The organism is Streptacidiphilus rugosus AM-16 (assembly GCF_000744655.1).
Classification (GTDB): Bacteria; Actinomycetota; Actinomycetes; order Streptomycetales; family Streptomycetaceae; genus Streptacidiphilus; species Streptacidiphilus rugosus.
Map to the genome: position 1 here is coordinate 6,961,120 of NZ_JQMJ01000004.1, position 18,890 is coordinate 6,980,009.

Annotated in this window: 21 protein-coding genes; 10 read left to right on the forward strand and 11 right to left on the reverse strand. The window is 71.2% G+C overall.

Annotated elements, in window-relative coordinates:
- Nucleotides 1-160: 160 nt before the first annotated feature.
- Entirely contained in the window at nt 161-709 is a 549-nt protein-coding gene (locus BS83_RS40360) for a flavin reductase family protein (RefSeq protein ID WP_037608363.1), read from the forward strand.
- A 293-nt stretch (nt 710-1,002) separates the two neighbouring features.
- Here BS83_RS40360 and arfB read toward each other — a convergent pair whose 3' ends face one another.
- A complete protein-coding gene (arfB, locus tag BS83_RS40365) occupies nt 1,003-1,434 on the reverse strand; it encodes an alternative ribosome rescue aminoacyl-tRNA hydrolase ArfB (protein WP_037608365.1) in 432 nt (143 codons plus the stop codon).
- A 56-nt stretch (nt 1,435-1,490) separates the two neighbouring features.
- On the opposite strand from arfB, the gene BS83_RS40370 reads away from it, so the two are divergent.
- A complete protein-coding gene (locus BS83_RS40370) occupies nt 1,491-1,976 on the forward strand; it encodes a hypothetical protein (protein WP_037608367.1) in 486 nt (161 codons plus the stop codon).
- Here BS83_RS40370 and BS83_RS40375 read toward each other — a convergent pair.
- The 8 genes from BS83_RS40375 to BS83_RS40410 form a co-directional block, all read right to left on the reverse strand.
- Nucleotides 1,948-2,562: a GNAT family N-acetyltransferase gene (locus tag BS83_RS40375; protein ID WP_037608369.1), complete on the reverse strand. Its 615-nt coding sequence runs from the start codon at nt 2,560-2,562 to the stop codon at nt 1,948-1,950. The two genes, BS83_RS40370 and BS83_RS40375, sit on opposite strands and share 29 nt — an antisense overlap.
- Before the next feature lie 27 nt (nt 2,563-2,589).
- On the reverse strand, nt 2,590-3,837 hold the full coding sequence (locus BS83_RS40380) for a hypothetical protein (RefSeq protein WP_037608371.1): 1,248 nt from the start codon (nt 3,835-3,837) through the stop codon (nt 2,590-2,592).
- Between the two features lie 39 nt (nt 3,838-3,876).
- Nucleotides 3,877-4,383, reverse strand: coding sequence for a SigE family RNA polymerase sigma factor (locus tag BS83_RS40385; protein WP_037608373.1), 507 nt, complete (start codon nt 4,381-4,383; stop codon nt 3,877-3,879).
- A 139-nt stretch (nt 4,384-4,522) separates the two neighbouring features.
- Nucleotides 4,523-5,068, reverse strand: a complete 546-nt coding sequence (locus BS83_RS40390; protein WP_037608374.1) for a DinB family protein — start codon at nt 5,066-5,068, stop codon at nt 4,523-4,525.
- Nucleotides 5,069-5,157: 89 nt separating this feature from the next.
- Nucleotides 5,158-5,916: a bestrophin-like domain gene (locus tag BS83_RS40395; RefSeq protein WP_037608376.1), complete on the reverse strand. Its 759-nt coding sequence runs from the start codon at nt 5,914-5,916 to the stop codon at nt 5,158-5,160.
- Between the two features lie 23 nt (nt 5,917-5,939).
- On the reverse strand, nt 5,940-7,367 hold the full coding sequence (locus tag BS83_RS40400) for a family 2B encapsulin nanocompartment shell protein (protein WP_037608379.1): 1,428 nt from the start codon (nt 7,365-7,367) through the stop codon (nt 5,940-5,942).
- Nucleotides 7,368-7,714: 347 nt separating this feature from the next.
- Nucleotides 7,715-8,506, reverse strand: a complete 792-nt coding sequence (locus BS83_RS40405) for an alpha/beta hydrolase family protein (RefSeq protein ID WP_051945223.1) — start codon at nt 8,504-8,506, stop codon at nt 7,715-7,717.
- Between the two features lie 17 nt (nt 8,507-8,523).
- The gene (locus BS83_RS40410) at nt 8,524-8,982 is read right to left on the reverse strand and encodes an Lrp/AsnC family transcriptional regulator (protein WP_232248665.1); all 459 of its coding nucleotides are present in this window, start codon (nt 8,980-8,982) and stop codon (nt 8,524-8,526) included.
- Between the two features lie 140 nt (nt 8,983-9,122).
- On the opposite strand from BS83_RS40410, the gene BS83_RS40415 reads away from it, so the two are divergent.
- The 5 genes from BS83_RS40415 to BS83_RS48140 all read left to right on the forward strand — a co-directional run bounded on the left by BS83_RS40415 (nt 9,123) and on the right by BS83_RS48140 (nt 13,008).
- Nucleotides 9,123-9,923, forward strand: a complete 801-nt coding sequence (locus BS83_RS40415; protein WP_051945226.1) for a tryptophan 2,3-dioxygenase — start codon at nt 9,123-9,125, stop codon at nt 9,921-9,923.
- Entirely contained in the window at nt 9,920-11,152 is a 1,233-nt protein-coding gene (gene kynU, locus BS83_RS40420) for a kynureninase (protein WP_037608384.1), read from the forward strand. Before BS83_RS40415 ends, kynU begins: the two co-directional genes overlap by 4 nt.
- Nucleotides 11,153-11,251: 99 nt before the next feature.
- Nucleotides 11,252-12,283: an EamA family transporter gene (locus tag BS83_RS40425; protein WP_037608386.1), complete on the forward strand. Its 1,032-nt coding sequence runs from the start codon at nt 11,252-11,254 to the stop codon at nt 12,281-12,283.
- Between the two features lie 66 nt (nt 12,284-12,349).
- The gene (locus BS83_RS40430; protein WP_051945228.1) at nt 12,350-12,628 is read left to right on the forward strand and encodes a hypothetical protein; all 279 of its coding nucleotides are present in this window, start codon (nt 12,350-12,352) and stop codon (nt 12,626-12,628) included.
- A 242-nt stretch (nt 12,629-12,870) separates the two neighbouring features.
- Complete coding sequence (locus tag BS83_RS48140; RefSeq protein ID WP_232248807.1) at nt 12,871-13,008, forward strand: recombinase family protein; 138 nt, start codon at nt 12,871-12,873, stop codon at nt 13,006-13,008.
- A gap of 151 nt (nt 13,009-13,159) precedes the next feature.
- On the opposite strand, the gene BS83_RS40440 is transcribed toward BS83_RS48140, so the two are convergent.
- Nucleotides 13,160-14,785 carry a N,N-dimethylformamidase beta subunit family domain-containing protein gene (locus BS83_RS40440; RefSeq protein ID WP_157597504.1) on the reverse strand — a complete coding sequence of 542 codons (1,626 nt, stop codon included), beginning with the start codon at nt 14,783-14,785 and terminating at the stop codon, nt 13,160-13,162.
- Nucleotides 14,786-15,070: 285 nt separating this feature from the next.
- On the reverse strand, nt 15,071-16,045 hold the full coding sequence (locus BS83_RS40445; RefSeq protein WP_037608390.1) for a helix-turn-helix transcriptional regulator: 975 nt from the start codon (nt 16,043-16,045) through the stop codon (nt 15,071-15,073).
- Nucleotides 16,046-16,451: 406 nt separating this feature from the next.
- Here BS83_RS40445 and BS83_RS46070 point away from each other — a divergent pair, with 406 nt between their 5' ends.
- The 3 genes from BS83_RS46070 (at nt 16,452) to BS83_RS42675 (ending at nt 18,876) form a co-directional block, all read left to right on the forward strand.
- Nucleotides 16,452-16,625 (forward strand): hypothetical protein, encoded by a 174-nt coding sequence (locus BS83_RS46070; RefSeq protein ID WP_157597505.1) that lies wholly within the window; start codon nt 16,452-16,454, stop codon nt 16,623-16,625.
- A 5-nt stretch (nt 16,626-16,630) separates the two neighbouring features.
- Entirely contained in the window at nt 16,631-16,966 is a 336-nt protein-coding gene (locus BS83_RS46075) for a hypothetical protein (RefSeq protein WP_037608392.1), read from the forward strand.
- 347 nt (nt 16,967-17,313) lie between these two features.
- The gene (locus BS83_RS42675) at nt 17,314-18,876 is read left to right on the forward strand and encodes a C40 family peptidase (RefSeq protein WP_051945230.1); all 1,563 of its coding nucleotides are present in this window, start codon (nt 17,314-17,316) and stop codon (nt 18,874-18,876) included.
- The last annotated feature ends 14 nt before the right edge of the window (nt 18,877-18,890 follow it).

Genomic DNA, 18,890 nt, shown 5'->3' on the forward strand with positions numbered 1-18,890 from the left:
CTGGGTCAGCAAATCGTTGTCACTTGTGACTCAACTCACACGCATGGCAGGTGTAACCCTTGATCGAACCACTGCCTCGAAGGCAACGTGAGCAATCAGACGTCCGTCCTACGCCCAAGGGCCGATGCGACCAGGGGCCCGCGAAGATAGCGTGACTGACGTGTACGACGCAGCGACCACCGCCACCACAGTCCCCGCGACCGCCGAGGCCTCCCCGGAGGAGTTCCGGGCCGCCCTCGGGCAGCTCGCCTCAGGCGTGGTCCTGGTGACCGCCCACGACGAGGACGAGGGGCCCCGGGGTGAGGACGTCGGCATGACCGCGACGGCGTTCCTCTCGGTGTCCCTGGAGCCGCCGCTGGTGATGGTTTCGGTCCGCGAGGACTCCCGGATGGAGGAGGTCCTCGGCCGGGTCGACCGCTGGGCGGTCTCCGTCCTGGCCTCGGACCAGCGGACGACCGCGGCGCGTTTCGCGATGAAGGGCCGCGTCTCGGACCGCCTGCTGTTCGCGGAGCTCCCGCATCGCCGCGGCGCGGAGTCGGGCGCCCCGCTGGTCGACGGCGCGCTGGCGACGGTGGAGTGCCGCACGGTGGAACGCATACCCGCGGGGGACCACGTCCTCGTCATCGGCCACGTCCTCTCCGCCCACGTCGGCGCCCCGACCGGCGGCCCCCTCACCTACTTCCGCGGCCAGTACCGCCACCTGGCCTGACACTCCGCGCCCGCGACGACGTCGCGACGGCGAGGCAGTTGCACCACCCCAGAGGCGCTTCGCGATGGCGGTCAGTTGCACGACCCCAGGGGCGCGGGGAACTGCGCGAGGAACCACCCAGTGCGGATGGCCCTGCGCGATGAGGACCATCCGCGCGCCAGTGGCTTGTCGCGCCCGCGCGCCGGAGGCGCATGTCAGCGGAGCCCCGCGCCCCTGGGTGTTGCAACTGGCCCTCTGCTGAGAAGTGCAGCGCCGGAGGCGCGCAGTTCCTCGCGCCCTGGATGGGTGCAACGTCAGTCGAAGGGGCGGCGGCGGGTCTGCTTCAGCAGCGACGTGCGGCGCTTGTTCTCGAGGCGGCGTTCGATCATGCCGCGGGAGGGCTTCGTCGCGCGGCGGGCGCGGGGTGGCGGTGCGACCGCCTCGGCGAGCAGCGCCGACAGACGGACGGCCGCCGCCTCCCGGTTGCGCCACTGCGACCGGTGCTCGCTCGCGTGGACCACGATCGCGCCGTCCATCAGCCGGTCCGCCAGCCGTTCCAGCGCGCGCTCGCGCCACACCGGCGGGAGCGCGGCGCTCGCCGCCAGGGCGTACCGCAGCTCGACCCGGCTGTCGCTCGTGTTCACGTGCTGGCCGCCGGGGCCGGAGGAGCGTGAGAAACGCCACTGCAGCTCGGCGTCGGGGACGACGACGCCCCTGACGGTGACGGCGACCGGGTTCGTGGACATGCGCCCATGATCCCGCCCAAGGCGTGAACCGGCGAACGCTTTTGTCACAATGGGGCGTGATCGAGCTCGGCTACTCCCTCTCCAACCGCTTTCCCGACCCGCCGCAGACGGACTACGCGACCGCGCCCGTCCGCAGCCTGCGGCACGACCTCTTCTGCGGGGACGTCTTCGTCGAGGGCGACGGCGGGGTGGACCTGTCCACCCGGTGGGGCTGGGTGCCCGTGCTGGACTTCGCCTGGGCACTCTGCGACATCGTGGAGCAGCTCGACGCCGTGCTGCCAGGACGACGGCAGCCGCGCGCCGAGCTGGACTTCACCGAGTCCAGCGACCGGCTGCGCTTCTCCCGGCGGGGCGACTGGGTCGAGCTGCACGCGGACTGGGTCCGCGACGAGCGGCCGCTGATCGTCGACCACGGCGTGCTGCGCCGCGAGGCGCGGGACTTCCTCCAGGACGTGCTCGCCGACCTCGCCGACCTGCACGACGGCCTCGCCGACAACCTCACGGTCTGGGAGCTCACCGCCCGCTATCCGCGCCTGCCATGAGCGTGTCGCGCCCGAGCACGACGAGGCCCGGCACCGGCCGGGCCAGCTCGGTGAAGCCGAGCCGGTCGTAGAACGCGCGCGCCGCGACGTTGCGCACGCCCATCCCCAGCTGCACCCGCAGGACCCCGCGCTCGCGCAGCGCGCCGAGGAAGGTGCGCATCAACTGCCGCCCCAGGCCCTGCCCCTGGGCCTGCGGCAGCAGGTCGATGTGCAGGTGGGCGGGGTACTCGTCGACGCCGGGGCCGAGCATGACCTCCGGGTGCCGCAGCTCGCTGCCGCGGCCGCCGTCGTCGGGGTAGCGGTCGACCACGCCGGGAAGCCACTCGGCGAGGTAGCGCGCGACGAAGCGGCGGGTGTCGGAGGTGCCGAGGATGTAGCCGAGCGCCCGGTCCTCCCCCGCTGTGTCCGCGACGACGAAGGCCAGTTCAGGCTCCTGGGCCAGGTACGGCCCGACGAAGATGTCCGGCAGGACGCGCGGGTCGGGGTACAACGAGGTCGCGTCCGCACCGTTGTCGCCGGTGCGGACGCAGATCTCGTACAGGTCCTCCCGGTCGCCCGGTCGGTAGGAGCGGATGCTCAGCTGCATCCGCTCAGGCTAGCCTCGGGCGCAGGCTCAGCCCAGGGACTCCCACTCGGGGCTGGTGACCAGAGCCTTGAGCTGGACCAGGCTCAGCACGGGAAGAGTGCGGTCCGCGTTCTCGCCCTGCCGCGCCTCGTTGAACTCCATCGCCGCCACGCGCAGGCCGTTCGGGTGCAGCACGTCGACGATCCACTCGACCACGCCCGAGCCGCCCTTCTCGCCGCCGGTCTGGTGCACGGCCACCTTGGTGCCGTCCGGCAGGACGGTCGCGCCGGCGTAGAGGTCCGCGAGGGTGGCCTTGTCCGAGACGGGGTTCCACTGCTGCACGTTGACCCCGATCAGGCCGACGCCGTGGTGACCGTCCTTCAGCTGCTCCTCGGCGTAGCCGTCCTGGCCGTTCTTGTTGATGCCGGTGACGCCGTGCGGCAGCAGGCTGTCGAGGACCTTGAAGATCGCGGCGCCGGTGGGGCTCGTGCTGGTGCCGCCGCTCTTCGGCCAGGCCTTCGGCGCTGGCATGGCCTTCAGCAGCGGATCCCAGACCGGGCTCTGCACCACGGCCTTCATCTGGTCGGCGCTCAGCGGCGGGGTCGCCCGGGTGACCGGCGAACCCTTCTCCGCCGCCGCGTTCCACTCGTACACCGACACCTGGGAGCCGTCGGCCCTGGTCAGGGTCCCGGCCCAGGCCTTGGTGCCGGTGCCCTTGGAGGGGTACTCGTAGCCCTGGTCCACCCACAGCCACGCGCCGCCGGGCAACCGGGTGACGTGGCAGACGTCGTTCGGCACGTAGGTGGGGTTGTTCGGGCAGCTGGGCAGCGTGATCTGGCTCGGCGAGGCCTTGGCCAGCGAGACCTCGATCTGGGACGCACCCCGGCCTTCGTCGTAGACCAGGGCCGCCAGCGGCGCGATGTCGGTGCGGCCGCCCGCGCCCATGCTCCAGCGCCCCTGCGCCTGAGTGATCTTTCCCTGCGGAAGCAGCCCCTCCAGCGCCGCGAGCATCTGCTTCGACCGCTGCGCGTCACCGACCGGCGCGTGCGACGACGAGGCGGCCGCCTGGGTGTGGCCCTGGGCCGCCGGGTCGGACTTCAACAGGGCGGGCGTCAGCGCGCCGCCGACCGCGATCAGGGCGAGGGCGGCCGAGCCGCCGGCGACGGCGGCGTTGCGGCGACGGCGGCGCTTGCGGCCGTCGGCGAAGCCCGCCGAGACGAGTTCGGTGATGTTGCCGTGGGAGAACTGCTCCCCCGTGTCGCGCAGGGTCTGCGCGACCTCTTCCTCAAAAGGCATGGGATGCCACCGCTTCCGGGTGTCGAAGGTGTCGGTGCGTCAGGAGCGGGCCAGGTCCGGCAGAGAGTCGCCGAGCACCTCGCGGAGGCGTCCCAGCGCGCGTGAGCTCTGGGTGCGCACGGCTCCGGCACTGATCCGGAGTGTGTGCGCGGTCTCCTCGATGCTGCGGTCCTCCCAGTAGCGGAGCACCAGCACCGCACGGTCGCGCGGGCGGAGCCGGGCGAGTGCGTCGAGCAGGGTCAGCCGCAGGGTGGCGTCCCCCTCGGCCGCCACCCCCTCCGGCAGCTGCCCGGTGGGATGCTCCGCCGTACTTCGTCTGCGGCGGTGGCTGAGAAAGACGCGCGCCAGCACGGTGTGCGCGTACGCGGCGGGGTTGTCGGCTCCGGCGACACGACGCCAGTGGACGTACATCCTCCCGAGCGTCTCCTGAACCAGGTCCTCGGCCAGATGCGGGTCACCGACGCTGAGCAGGCTCGCCGACCGGTACAGCGCGCCCGCCCTCGCGGCGGCGAACTCCAGGTAGTCCCGTTCGTCGTCCGCCTTCATCCGCGCCCCCACCGAAGTCCCGAATCGTTGCGTGCTTTCCGTTCCTGCCTCTTTGACGCCGATGGCCTGACCGGACGTTACAGGCCGCGCGAAAGAGCCCCCGCCCGGAGTCGGGCGGGGGCTCTGACGCTGCCGCGGCTCAGTCGTTGGGACGCAGCTGGGCCGGGTTGAGCAGCGAGAACGCGGTGGCCCCGTCGGTGGCCTCGCGCAGGAAGTCGGCGTGGCCGGCGTGCCGGCCGATCTCCTCGACCAGGTGCAGCAGGATCCAGCGGCCGGAGCGGCGGGCGCCCTTGGGGTTCCAGGGACGGTCGGGCAGCGGCACGGTGTCACTGAGGTCCGCGAGGCCGGCGACGATCTCGGCGGTCTCGGCGGCGACCTCGTCCCAGTGCTTCAGGACGTCCTCGATCTCCTCGCCGTCCAGCAGCCGGAAGGTGTCGGCCCAGTTGCTCTCGTCGGCCGTGGCCAGGGGCTCGCGTCCGGCCAGGACGACCCTGGTCCAGTTGCTCTCGACGAAGGCCAGGTGCTTGGGCAGACCGCCCAGCGTCAGCTCGCTGCCGGTGGGCCGCGCGACCAGCTGCTCCCTGGTCAGCCCGCCCACCGCGCGCCGCACGGCGGCCCGCTGGGCCTCGATGAACTGGAGCAGCGCGTCGCGCTCGTCGGTCTCGGCGTTGACGACGGTCGGCATGGGAACCACCTCTGCTTGTGGGCTCGTCGGCTTCAAGTGCTTGAGTGGTTCCCACGGTAGGCGGGATGTAGGACGGATTCGGTCCTATTTCAACGTGGCGGGGGAAGTCTGCTCAGGAACACCTCGAATGCGGTCGGTTCGACGTGGGTGACGCCGGTGAACGGGAAGTCCATCTCCTTGATCAGCAGCAGTGAGACCACCACCAGCGCGGTGAGCGTCAGCACCATCAGCCCGTGGGCCAGGGTGTTGGAGAGGCCGAAGAGGTAGGTGAAGCCGACGGTCAGCAGCGCGCCCGCGATCAGCGCCACCCAGAGGATCGAAGGGACCGAGTCCCCCACCTCGGTCAGCCGCTCCCGCCGCTCGGAGGCCAGCTCCTCGACGTGGGCGACGGCGTGCTCGTAGAGCACCTGCTGTCTGCTGTCGGCCGGGGTGTAGCCGAAGACCTCCGATCGCATGGCGTAGACGAGTTGGGTGGCCTGCGGACTGCTGCGGTGCTCCGCCATCAGCGGCCACTCGGTGTCCTGGACGGTGTGCGCGTACTCCAGCGCGTTGTGCTCCAGCTCCGCGCCGACCGGCAGCGGCATCTCGCGGGAGATCCAGTAGACGCCTGCCAGCGCGTCGGCCTCCTTGAACGTCGTCTGCCTGGCGGAGTCCAGGTTCTGCCAGACGGCGATCACGACGAAGGCCAGCAGCACCGCGTACATCACGCCGACCGCGGCGAAGATGAACCCCGCCACGTCGTTGTGCGTCTCCCGCAGCCGGTGCGGGACGAAGTGCTGCAGCAACCACAGCGCGACGGCGGACGCCGCGAGGGTGCCGAGCAGGATGAAGACGTCGGTCCAGCTCACGAGCCGAGCCCCTCTCCCCTCCCTCAGTCCCTCGGCCGCGCGACCTCGACGTTCTCCAGCACCCCGAGCGCGTCGGGGATCAGCACGGCGCAGGAGTAGTAGGCGCTGACCAGGTACTGGATCACGGCCTTCTCGTTGATGCCCATGAACCTCACCGAGAGGCCGGGCTCGTACTCGTCGGGCAGCCCGGTCTGGTGCAGGCCGACGACGCCCTGCTCGTTCTCGCCGGTGCGCATCACCAGGATCGAGCTGGTGTGGCCGCCGTTCACCGGGATCTTGTTGCACGGGAACATGGGCACCCCGCGCCAGGAGGGGATCCGGTGGCCGCCGATCTCGACCGAGTCCGGGTAGAGCCCCCGCTTGTTGCACTCGCGCCCGAACGCGGCGATGGCGCGCGGGTGCGCGAGGAAGAACTTGTTGCCGCGCCGCCGGGCGAGCAGTTCGTCCAGGTCGTCGGGGGTGGGCGGGCCGCCGTGGGTGTGGATGCGCTGGTCGTGGTCGGCGTTGTGGAGCAGGCCGAACTCGCGGTTGTTGATCATCTCGTACTCCTGGCGTTCGCGCAGGGCCTCGACGGTCAACTTGAGCTGCTGCTCGATCTGGTTCATCGGCTGGTTGTAGAGGTCGGCGACCCTGCTGTGCACCTGCAGCACGGTCTGCGCGACGCTCAGCTCGTACTCGCGCGGCGCGAGTTCGTAGTCGACGAAGGTGCCGGGCAGCTCCGGCTCCCCCTCGTGGCCCGAGGCCACGTCGATGGCCGCCTGCCCGTGCGAGTCCTGCGCGGCCTCGCCGGCGGCGACGTAGGCGTCGAACTGCGCACGGAGCTCGGGTGAGCGCCGCAGCAGGTCCGCGAAGGCCTCCCGCGGCAGGGTGAGCAGGGTTCCCGCGGTGGCGGCCTTGGCGGTGTACTCCCACAGCGCGTTGTCGCCGGTCAGCGACTCGTCACCGAAGTGGTCGCCGTTGGCGAGCACGCCGAGCACGGCGTGGGTGTCACCGAACTTTCCGGTGCCCACCTTGTGCACCTTGCCGTGGGCGATCACCAGCACCTGGTCGACGACCTCCCCGTACTCGGCGATCACCTCCCCCGGCGCGAACTCCCGCTGGGTGAAGCGGGAGGCGAGCTCGGTCAGCAGGGCGGCGTCGCCGAAGCCCCGCAGCAACGGCAACTCCGTCAGCGTGGGCGGCACGATCCGGGTCTCCGCCCCGGTCTGCGCGAACCCGAGCCGACCCCGGCCCGTGGCGTAACTGAGCCGCCGGTTCACCCGGTAGGTACCACCGGACACCTGCACCCACGGCAGCATCCGGAGCAGCCACCGGCTGGTGATGCCCTGCATCTGCGGCGGCGTCTTGGTGGTGGTGGCCAGGTTCTTCGCGGCGGCGGTACCGAGCGCGGACGGCGACTGCGGCTGCGCCGAGGAGTTCGACGAAGCGTCAATTCCCGCGTCGACGGTCATATCTGGGGTCCTCCCCTGGAGTTGATCGACCTCCCCAGAGTGACGGCGCGCCCACGCCCCGGACCATTCCCCGAAAGAGCGGGACTGCGGGGGCCCCGGGCCGGGTATCCGCGGCCTTCTGCCTTTCCCAGAACGGAAGTTGCACTCAGCTCAGGGACGCGAGGGCTGCTGCGCGCGGGCAAGTGCCCGGGGGCGCGAGGAACTGCGCGAGCAACCACCCACTGCGGATGGCCCTGCTCGGTGAGGACCATCCGCTCGTCAGTGGCTTGTCGCGCAGTTCCTCGCGCCCCTGGGGTAGTGCAAGTGCCCCTTCAATGCGAGGTGCCGCGACCGCGCGCCGGGGGCGGTCAGCCCTCGAGGGCCGTGCGGAGGTGGGGGAAGGCGGTGGAGGTGGGGTCGATGAGGCCGTAGTGCTCCATGTCGGGGAGGTCCACCACCGTCACCGCGTCCCCCTTGTCGCGCGCCATGCGCGCGTACTCGCGGGACATCGACGGCGGGACCGTGTCGTCGTCGCGGCCGTGGATCAGCGTCACCGGGACGCCCAACGGCAGCAGCGCGGCCGGGTCGCAGTCGGCGTAGCGGTCCCTGAGGGTGTCCACGGAGCCGCCCATCATCGCGCGAGCCGCGCCGTCGCCCAGTTGCCACTCGTCCGTCAGGCGGAGCGACGCACAGCCCGCCAGGGAGACCACCGCGTCCGGGCGGGTGTCCGAGCGCCACGGCGAGCCCGCCGGCAGACGGTGCCGACCAGCTGCCCAGAGCGCGAGGTGGCCACCGGCCGAATGGCCCATCAGGACCGTGCGGCGCGGGCGCAGCCCCTCCGCCGCCGCCATCATCGACAGCGCCTCGACGCAGACCGCCACGTCGTCGAAGATCTCCGGCCAGCCGTTCGTCCGGCGGTACTCCGGCACCGCGACCAGGTAGCCCTCGTTCGCCAGGGCCCGCGCCAGCGGCGCGGTGTGGTGGCGATCCCAGCGCGGACGCCAGTAGCCGCCGTGCAGCAGCACGACCATCGTCTTGCCACCCCCGCCCGGGCCCTCCCCGCTCGGCAGCAGGAAGTCCACGACCTGGTCCTGGTGCGCGCCGTAGGCGTGCGTGCGGTCCGCCGTCAGCCGGACCTTGCTCAGTTCGTCCTCGTCCATCAGGGTCCCCTCCCCGTTCACACCGGTTCGACCGGCCGCCAACGCACCGGACTCGAGAGAATCATCGTGCTGGACGGCTGCCCGTACTCGGCCAGCCGGTCGATCAGACCTTCGAACTCCGCCATGGTGGCCACGGCCACCATGAGCACGCAACAGGCGCCGCCGGTGACCCGGTGCAGTTGCAGCACCTCCGGCCACTGCGCCACGGCCGGATCCCGCAGCACGCAGCGCGGGCCGTAGCACTGCACCTGCACCAGCGCGCTGACCACCCGGCCGGCCCGACCCAGGTCGACCTCGGCGTGGTAGCCGGTCAGCACGCCCGCCGCCTCCAGGCGGCGGACCCGCTCGGCCACCGCCGGGGAGGAGAGGTTCACCCTCCGGGAGAGCTCGTTGTAGGAGAGCCGGGCGTCCTCCTGCAGTTCCGCCAGCAGGCGCCGGTCCACCGCGTCCAGCACGGCACTCCCCTCGTCCAACACGCTTTGCGATCGCAAACCCGTTTCTCGAATCTGCCTTTCCCAGACTAAGCCGGATGGCCCCGCGACCGCGCGTTGCCCATTCAGTCGGAGGCCGCTTCCACCGCAGAATGGCAGTGCCCCACCGCGCCTGGAGGATCACCATGCCTGCGACGCCCGCAAGCCCGACGCTCGACGAGGCGACCACACCCAAGGTCGACTTCGCCGAGGCCACCACCCCGTACGCCGCCTATGCCGGGATCGACACCCTGCACACCCTGCTGCAGCCCCGCAGCAAGGAGCCGGCCGAGACCTCGTTCATCGTCGCCACCCAGGTGATGGAGCTGCTGTTCGGCCTGATCAGGCACGAGTGGCTGCGCGCCCAGGAGGCCATGCGCGCCGACGACCTCACCGAGGCGAAGGCCGCGCTGCGCCGCGGCCTGGACGCGCAGGACGTGCTGGTCAGCTCCTGGGACCTGCTGGCGACCATGTCACCGGTGGAGTTCAGCGCGTTCCGGCCGGTGCTCGGCGAGGCCAGCGGCTTCCAGTCGTACATGTACCTGCACCTGGAGTTCATGCTCGGCAACAAGGTGGAGCGGCTGCTCCGGCTCTACGCGGGCCACCCGCACGTCCACGCCGAGCTGAGCCGGACACTGGAGGCGCCGAGCCTCTACGAGGACGCGGTCGCCGTGCTGGAGCGACGAGGGCTGGACACCACCGACCCGGTGGCCGCCTGGACCGCCGTCTACTCCGACCCGGCCACGCAGGACCTGCAGGCGCTGGGCGAGCTGCTGCTGGACGTCGCCGAGCGGGTCACCCGCTGGCGGCAGCGTCACCTCGCCTCGGTGAAGCGCTGCATGGGCTCGAAGCCGGGCACCGGCGGCTCCAGCGGTCTGAGCTGGCTGCGCCACGCCGCGGAGCAGGACGTCTTCCCCGACCTCTGGGCCGTCAGGAACGCCCTGTGACCGCGTCGGCCGCCGCGCCGACGCGCGAGGAGGCGCTGGCCCTCGACGCCGCGGACCCGCTGCGCAGCTTCCGCGAGCGGTTCACCCTGCCGAAGGACGTCCTCTACCTCGACGGCAACTCGCTGGGCGCGCTGCCGGCGCACACGCCGGAACGGCTGCGGCGGATGGTCGAGGAGGAGTGGGGCAACGGGCTGATCCGCAGCTGGAACGAGGCCGGCTGGTACGACCTGCCGCGCGGCCTCGGCGACCGGATCGCCCCGCTGGTCGGCTCCGCGCCGGGCCAGGTCGTGGTCTGCGACTCGACCTCGGTGAACCTCTTCAAGGTGCTGACGGCCGCGCTGCGGCTGCGGCCCGGGCGGACGACGCTGGTCAGCGAGCTGGGCAGCTTCCCCACCGACCTCTACCTGACCGAGGGCGTCGCCCCGGCCCGCCGCCTGCTGCTCGGCCGCGACGGCGACACCCTGGACGAGCTGCTCGACGCGGACACCGCCGTCGTCCTGCTCTCCCATGTCGACTACCGCACCGGCCGCCTGCAGGACATGGCGGCGGTCACCGAGAAGGTGCACGCCGCGGGCGCGCTGATGGTCTGGGACCTGTGCCACTCCGTCGGCGCGCTCCCGGTCGAACTGGACGCCTGCGGCGCGGACTTCGCGGTCGGCTGCGGCTACAAGTACCTCAACGGCGGCCCCGGCGCCCCGGCGTTCCTCTACGCCGCCGCCCGCCACCACGACGCCGCGCGGCAGCCGCTGACCGGGTGGTTCGGGCACGCCGAGCCGTTCGCCATGTCCCCGGAGTACACGCCTGCGGCGGGCATCGGCCGTTTCCTGACGGGCACCCCGCCACTGCTGAGCTTCGCCGGCCTGGACGCGGCGCTGGACGTCTGGGCGGACGTCGACATGGCGCTGGTCCGCGCGAAGAGTCTCAGCCTGACCTCGTTCTTCCTGCGGGCGACGGACGCGCTGGGTCTGCCGACGGTGACCCCGAGGGCGGAGTCCGAGCGCGGCAGCCAGGTGTCCCTCCGGCACGAGTCCGCCTACGCGGTGGTCCAGGCCCTGATCGCGCGCGGCGTGATCGGCGACTTCCGCGAGCCGGACATCATGCGGTTCGGCTTCACCCCTCTCTACGTCAGCCACGCCGACGTCCTGGACGCCGCCGACACCCTCCGCGACGTCCTCGCCTCCGGCTCCTACCTCGACCCCCGCTTCTCGACCCGCTCGGCCGTCACCTGATCTCAAGGATCTGGCTGCAGCCTCCAGGGGCGCGAGCAACAGCAGCGTCCGGGTGAGACGCCACTGTCGTTTCGGGGAAACCGCTGCGAGAATCGCAGCATGCACAGCCCTGCCTCCGCATCCGCGCGTTCCCATCGCAGTCTCGGCCTCAGCCTCGCGCTGGTCAGCGCCTTCGCCTTCGGCGGCTCCGGCGTGGCCGCCAAGCCGTTGATCGAGGCCGGGCTCAGTCCGCTGCAGGTCGTGTGGGTGAGGATGGCCGGATCCGCCCTCCTGCTGCTGCCGGTCGTCGTCCGCCACCGCGACCTGCCGCGGCGGAAGCCCTGGCTGCTGCTCGGCTTCGGACTGCTCGGCGTGACCCTCGTGCAGGTCTCCTACTTCTTCGCGATCTCCCGGGTTCCCGTCGCGATCGCCATGCTGCTCGAGTACCTCGGGCCGACCCTGCTGCTGGGCTACGTCCGCTTCGTGCAGCGACGCCCCGTGACCCGCGCGGCCGCGCTCGGCGCCCTGACCGCGACGGTCGGGCTCGCGCTCGTCGTGCAGGTGTGGACCGGGCTCGGCGGGCTGGATCCGCTCGGCGTGGTGTTCGGACTCTGCGCCGCCTGCTCGCAGGTGGGCTACTTCGTCATCTCCGAGAAGGCCGGTCGCGCCGGCGCCTCCGCCGATCCCGCCGACCACATCGACCCGATCGCCCTCAGCGGCTACGGCCTGCTGATCGGCGCCCTGGTGGTGACCCCGATCGCCCAGCCGTGGACGCTGCCCTGGCACGTGCTCGGCGGCGAGGCCGCCATGGGCTCGCGTCACGTGCCGGCGATCGGGCTCGCGCTGTGGATGGTGCTGGTCTCGACCGTGCTCGCGTACCTGACCGGGGTGGCCTCGGTGAGCCGGCTGTCCGCGCCGGTCGCGGCCGTGGTCGCGTTCCTGGAGGCCGTGGTGGCGACGGTGCTGTCCTGGTTCCTGCTCGGCGAGCACCTCTCCGGGCCGCAACTGCTCGGCGGCGCGCTCGTCCTGGTCGGCGCGTTCGTCGCACAGACCAGCCGTCCGTCCGAGCCCACGACCGTGGTCGCCCTCGGCGTCGAGCCCGTGGCCCCGCTCACCGAGCACGCGCCGCGCGAGCGGGCCACCGCGGACTGAACCCGTCCGGCCGCTTACCCCCGCTCCCGACATGCGGGCCGTGGCCACTGCGCGCATCGTGGTGCCATGACAGCTATGACCTCGTTCACCAACAACTTCCGGCCGAACGTCCGGCTCATCGCGGCCGGGGCCGCGTTGACGGGCATCGGCACTGTCGTGGCCGCCACCGGCGCGGCCCTCGTGGGTCTCGCCCTGGCCACGGCCGGTCGCCGCTGGTCCCAGACCTGGGAGACCCCTCCCGCCGAACTGGCCCAGCGCACCTACAACCAGGCCAAGACCGCCTCCCAGGCCGCCTCGCAGGCGGGCCTCGCCGCCTGGCGCAACGGCGCCCCCTCGATGAACTGACGCTCCCCGACGCGCTGCGACGACCCCCGGTCGGCGCGGCGCTTCGGCATGCCCGCGGCGCGCGCGTCCACGCGGCGGGTCGGCCTTCAGGGAGTATCAGAACGGAAATTGGCGGTAGCGGGGCGGTCTCGGTTCCAGTTCGATGAAGGGCGCGTTTTTGCTGGCTCCGTCCTGCATCTGGTCACCCTTGGCGCGCGATCCTGCGCGAGCGCGGAATCGGGCTGCACGTCATCGAGCAGGGCATCGACACCTCCAGCGTCGAGGGCCGCGCGATGTTCGGCATGCTGTCGGTGCTCGCCGAGCTCCAGCGCGAGCTGATCGTCGCCAACACCATGGACGGCCTCGCCTCCGCCCCCGTCGGCGGCCGGCGCCCCGCCTGAGCCCCGAACAGGCCTCACTCGCCCAGCAGCTCTGCGACGCCCGCGAGAAGACCGTCAACAGAGGGCCCGCAGCTCCTTGCGGAGCCCGTCGACCGTGCGATCGGGCTGGGGAGCGGAGTATTTCGCGGCTCAATGCCCTGCGGTGACGCCGTCAGGTGCGCAGTCGGTCCAGCAGGTTCCTCGTTGCCCGCTGGATGTGCGGGTCTGTTGTGACGGAGGTCCAGGCCGGTGTCGCGGAGGAGTGCAGTGTGGGGTTCCACCCGAGTGCGGGTGTCCAGCCGAAGGTGCCGGCGTTGAACACCCATGCCCCGCTCCTGGCCTGGTAGAGGCTGGTGTTCTGCACCAGGGTGCCCTCGGCGCAGGGGAAGGGGGAGGTGGAGAGGAGGGTGTGCTCGGTGGTCCCGCTGGGGCCGGGCATTTTGGCGGTGACGCCGTCGGCTTCGCCGGCGACCACGTCGGGGAGTCGGTCGCCCTCCGCGAGGCCGGTGCCCGTCCACAGCCAGTGCTTGGCCTCGCTGACCACCAGTGGGGTCCGCTTGAGCACGACGGCCTGGTACTGGGAACCGAGCAGCACCTGCTCGGCACTGCGGTGCTTCGCGGCGACGTCGCGCCACTTGCGGGTGGCGCCGGTGCCGTCGTCCGCCGGGTCGGGGTCGCTCTTGTAGCAGGTGACGGTCGAGAAGCCGGCTTGGTCCACTCCCGCGCGGATCTTCCAGTACACGCTGTTGCCGCCGAGGTAGGCCAGGCTGGCGCCCTTGGCGACGGCCGACTCGGCGGCGGTGCGCATCTCCTGCGACCAGTACTCGTCGTGGCCGCTGAACAGCAGCCCGGCGTAGCGGGAGAGGTCGACGCGGCCCTCGTGGAGGTCGAGGCTGCTCGCGTAGCTGACGTCCAAGCCCTGCGACTCGGCCCAGAAAACGAAGGCCTGGTCCAGTTCGAAGAACTTGGGCAGGCCGTCGTCGGAGTAGGGGCGGCGGAAGGAGACGGTCCGGGCGCGGTGCGGGTAGTGCCACCAGAAGGGGGAGTCCGGCATGCGGGAGACCGGATAGGTGTGGCCGTCCGGCGAGGTCTGGGTGCCGATAGCGGCGCGGTCGCCCTGGACGAAACCGTAGTAGAGGCTCTTCCCGGTCCGGCCGTCGACGGGGTAGGTGTTGTAGGCCTGGTAGGTGGTGAACGGCAGCACCACCAGGAAGTCGCTCGGGCGGTCGTCCCTGACCGCGAAGGGGACGGCCGTGCGATGGCCGTCGGCGGTGGTGACGGTGGCGAGGTAGAGGCCGGACAGCCACGTGGTGGGGACCTCGAGCGACCACGAGGCGTCCCAGGGGCAGCTGATCTCGCCCGTGGTGTCGGATATCACCGGGGCGGCCTGCGGTGAGGCGGCGAGCCGGGGGCTGGTGGTGAGGAGTCGGCCGCCGGCGCCGCGGTAGTGGCCGAGCCGGTGGACGGCGACGGTGCAGTCCTGGCGCCTGGCGGTGGAGAGGTAGAAGGTGATGCGCTCGCCGGCGGTGTAGCTCGACTTCGAGGCGAAGGCGGAGACCTGGCCGAGGGCGTCCTGGTTCGGTTTGGTCCCGTCCGCGGTCCGCATCCAGCCCTGTGTTCCCGCGGCCTGGTTCTCGTCCCTGACCAGGGTCGACGCGTGCGCGGGCCGAGGGCTGCGCGAGCCGCGCGCGGTCGGCACGCGTGTCTGATTGCTGCCGCAGGCGGCGGTTCCACCGAGCACGCCCAGCGCTCCGAGCGCCCCGCCGCCGAGCACGGCCCGCCGAGACAGCTGCCCCATTCCATCCGCCCTTTCGCGTCCCCGAGTGCAGGGAGCAACTATGCCATTCGAGCGCCCCAGGGTAGGCACACGGACGGCCAGGTCACGGACGGCTCTTACCGTCAGACCGCAGCCTTCGGCTGCGGCTGCGGGCACGACCTGCGACGGGAGTCTTGAGGCGGTCCGGTCCGGGTCAGGGGGAGGCGGGGCCGGCCGGCAGGCCGGGCCCTCGATACGTGCCCTGGTCTTCCCGACGCGGAAGCGGTTGGCGACGGTATCCGCCCCGCACGGCTGCGGATCCTGGGGTCAGAGCCAGCCTTTTTGAGCGGCTTTGATACCTGCTTCGAACCGGCTCGTGGCGTTGAGGCGTTCCATGATGGAGGCCATGTGGCGCTTGACGGTGCGGGAGGAGATGCCGAGTCGTTGGCTGGCGGTCTCGTCGGTGACGCCGGTGCCGAGCAGGCGCAGAAGTTCGCGTTCAGTGGCGCTCAGGCCGGTGGTGGGGTCGTCGGCGCGAGTGGCACCGAGGGGGACGGCGGTGGACCAGGCCTGGTCGAAGAGGCCGCACAGGGCGCCGACGATGCCGGGCTCGGCGACGTGGAGGGCACCCTTGCGGGTGTCGGCGGGATCGATGGGGACCAGGGCCTGAGTGCGGTCGAAGATGACCAGGCGCTGGGGGATGACGGGGGCGGTGCGGACCTCGCCACGCTTGCTGATCAGCCACTGGGCGAACGTGGTGGTGTGGGGGTCGTTCCGGGTCGCGTCCTGGTAGAGGACCTTCAACGTCACGCCGCGGGCCATGGCTTCGGTGTCGGCGGCGCGGCCTGCGGCGAGGTCTTCGGGGCGCTGCGCGGCGCCGGGGTGCACCCCGAGGACTTCGCTGGTGGCGCCGCGACCGAGGAGGTCGAGCCGTGTCTGGATGGCGTCCATGCCCAGGAGGCGTTCACCGTGGGTGGCACGGCTGTCGGCGCGGTCGGCGACCATGCGGGTCACGGCCGCACGGGAGGCGGCGAGCTTGGCCTGGCGGGCGGCCAGTTCCACCTCCTCGCGCACGAGCATGTCCGCGAGACCGATCTCGGGGGAGACGGCCCGCATCTGCCCGGGGTGCTCGGTCGACGCGCGCACCAGCATCAGCTGGGTGAGTTCGTCCAGGCAGTCGTGGACCTGCCCGGGTGTCAGATCGCACAGAGCCGCGAGCTCGTCGACGCCGTGGCCGGGATGATCGAGCATCGCCTGGTAGACGGCCCCGGCTCTCGCGTTCAGGCCCAGTGATTCCAGCACTACGGCGCACCCCCTGCTTGCAGCACCACCCCCCTGGCGGCCCTGATGCGTTCATGATCGCAGTCGGCCCGACCCCCTTCAAGATCGGCTATGTGGGTCTTCGCTGCAGCTCAGGGCATATGAACGGGGATTCCCATTGGCGGCTACTGGGCCGATTTCGTCGTTGTGCGCCCGCTCCGGAAACGGACTTCCTGATACATAGCAGACATGACAGGAACATGACAGCATGTCTTGATCACGCCTGGCCCCTTGGCGACATCGGGAAGCCCTTCCAGGCAGGTTGATCTGCGACGAAGCTATTGCCTGCCAGCAGGGAACAGCCCGAAGGCAACCGGACGAAGCGTCACCGCGGGATGCGAGACCGGAACAGGACACCCCGTCACTTCTCCAGCAAAGGACCACTGTCATGATCCGCACCCGTCTCGCCCAGGCCGCCGCGGTCGCCACCCTCGCCGTCGGCACCGTCATCCTCCTGCCCACCGCCGCCAGCGCCGCCCCCGCCGTCCAGGCCGCCGCCGCTTCGGCCCCCGTCCCCGCCGCCGGCGCCACCGCCTCCCCCGACGTCATCAACTGGGGCTAAGCAACATGGACATCGTCTACAGCAGCCTGACCCGCCGCTCCGCGGCAGGTCCGGACCCTGCGGCCGAGGTGACGGAAGTCGTCGACACCCTGTGGGCCCACGCCGTCCCCGGGGACGGCCTCGAACACGCCGGCGGCCGGACGGAACAGGACCGGATCGACCTGCTCCTGTTCCTGCGCACCCCCCACGGCCCCGATCCGGACGACGCACAGCGGCGAGCAGCGGCCCTCCTGCACCGCAGCCACCTCGCCTCACCCCTCCTCAACCGCCGCTACCTGCCCCCAGCCCCCCTGCCCGACCCGCCCCACACGCACGACGTCCGGCCGACCGGCCACCACTGACCCCGCCGCCGGCCGAAGCAGCCGGCCCGCAACACCGCGCACCGGCGCCACGCACGTTGACGACCGCTGTTCCTGCAGGACAGCCGTCCAGTCGAACCCAACTGCCCGGCCACAGGGGGACCAAGGCGGACCCTCTCACGCCTACCGAGCCGCCTCCCGCCCAAACGCGCAACCCGCCCCCCGCTCCACTGCTTCCTTCCCCCAGCTTCCGCTCGCGCCTTGCTGTCTCTTCCAGGACGACCGTTCCTGCAGGCCAGCCGTCCGGCCGGGCGCCCCGTCAGCGGATTCGAGCTGGGCCACCACTGATGCACCACCAACCGACCGCACCTCATCTTCAGGAGTCTGTCATGACCATGACCCGCCGCAGCCGCAAGTTCCTCGCCCTGTCCGTGGCTGTCGCCGCCACCGCCGGCATCGCCCTGGGCACCTCCTCCAACTCCTTCGCCGCCGACTCGGCCGGCACGAACACCGACGCGGTGGTCTCCTCCTCGACCGCGAACACGCTCACGGTGGGCTCCGAGGGGACCATCACCACGAGCATCGCCAACCCGGAGACCGCGACCAGCGCCCAGGTGGCGGCGGACTCGTCCTCCTCGGTCACCGACTCCACCACCACCAGCTCCACCGGCGGCTACCAGGCCTTCTCGATGTCGGACGCGGCCGTGACCAAGGACGGCAAGATCGACCGCGCCACGGTCCTCGCCCGGGCACAGTCGTGGGTCGACGAAGGAGTGCCCTACAACCAGGGCCGCAGCAAGACCGACCAGAACGGCACCTACCGCGAGGACTGCTCCGGCTTCGTGTCGATGGCCTGGAACCTGTCCTGGAGCCGCTCCACCGTCACGCTCGACGACCGCTCCGTCACCACCGTCCTCAGCAGCCGCTCCGACCTGCTGCCCGGCGACATCCTGGACTACCCCGCCGACCACACCATCTTGTTCGCGGGCTGGAAGGACCAGGCGGCCGGCACCTTCTACTACTACGCCGAGTCCAACCCGACTGTGCGCACGAACGAGTACGTCGGCAACTTCAACAGCAGCAGCGGCAAGATCGCGGGCTGGGCGATCGGGGACTACAAGTTCCTGCGCTTCAACAACATCGTCGACACCCCGGTCACCATCCCGCCGACCACCATCACCACCGGCACCCACACCACGCCCAGCTACCACGACGTCAACAAGGACTCCCTCGACGACCTGCTCGCGGTCAACGCCTCCACCGGCGCGCTGACCATCTACGGCGGCAAGGGCGACGGCACCTTCAAGACCCCGACCACCGTCGGATCCGGCTGGAACGGCATGGACAAGGTCTCCATGGCGGACTTCAACGGCGACGGCAACGCCGACATCGTGGCGACCAACGCCAGCAACGGAAACCTGTACCTCTACCTCGGCAAGGGCGACGGCACCTTCCAGGCGCCCCTCCAGATCGGCAACGGCTGGGGCGCCATCTCCAAGATGGTCGCCGGCGACCTCGACGGCGACGGCAAGGCCGACATCCTGGCCGTCAACGCCAGCAACGGCAACCTGTACTTCTACAAGGGCACTGGCACCGACGTCGCGTCCGGCGTCCAGATCGGCAACGGCTGGGGCGGCATGACCCAGCTCGGCATGGGCGACTTCAACAAGGACGGCAAGGCCGACCTGGTCGCCGTCAACGGCAGCAACGGCAACCTGTACCTCTACTCCAGCACCGGCACCGACGTCGCCAGCGGCGTCAAGATCGGCACCGGCTGGGCCAGCATGGACAAGTTCACCGTCGCCGACATCAACAACGACGGCATCGCCGACATCGCTGCCACCAACGGCCAGACCAACAACCTCTACATCTACGCCGGCACCGGCTCCGGCACGGTCAAGAGCGGCGTCTACGTCGGCGGCGGCTGGAACACGATGAACCGCCTCATCTGATCCCGACGGCCACC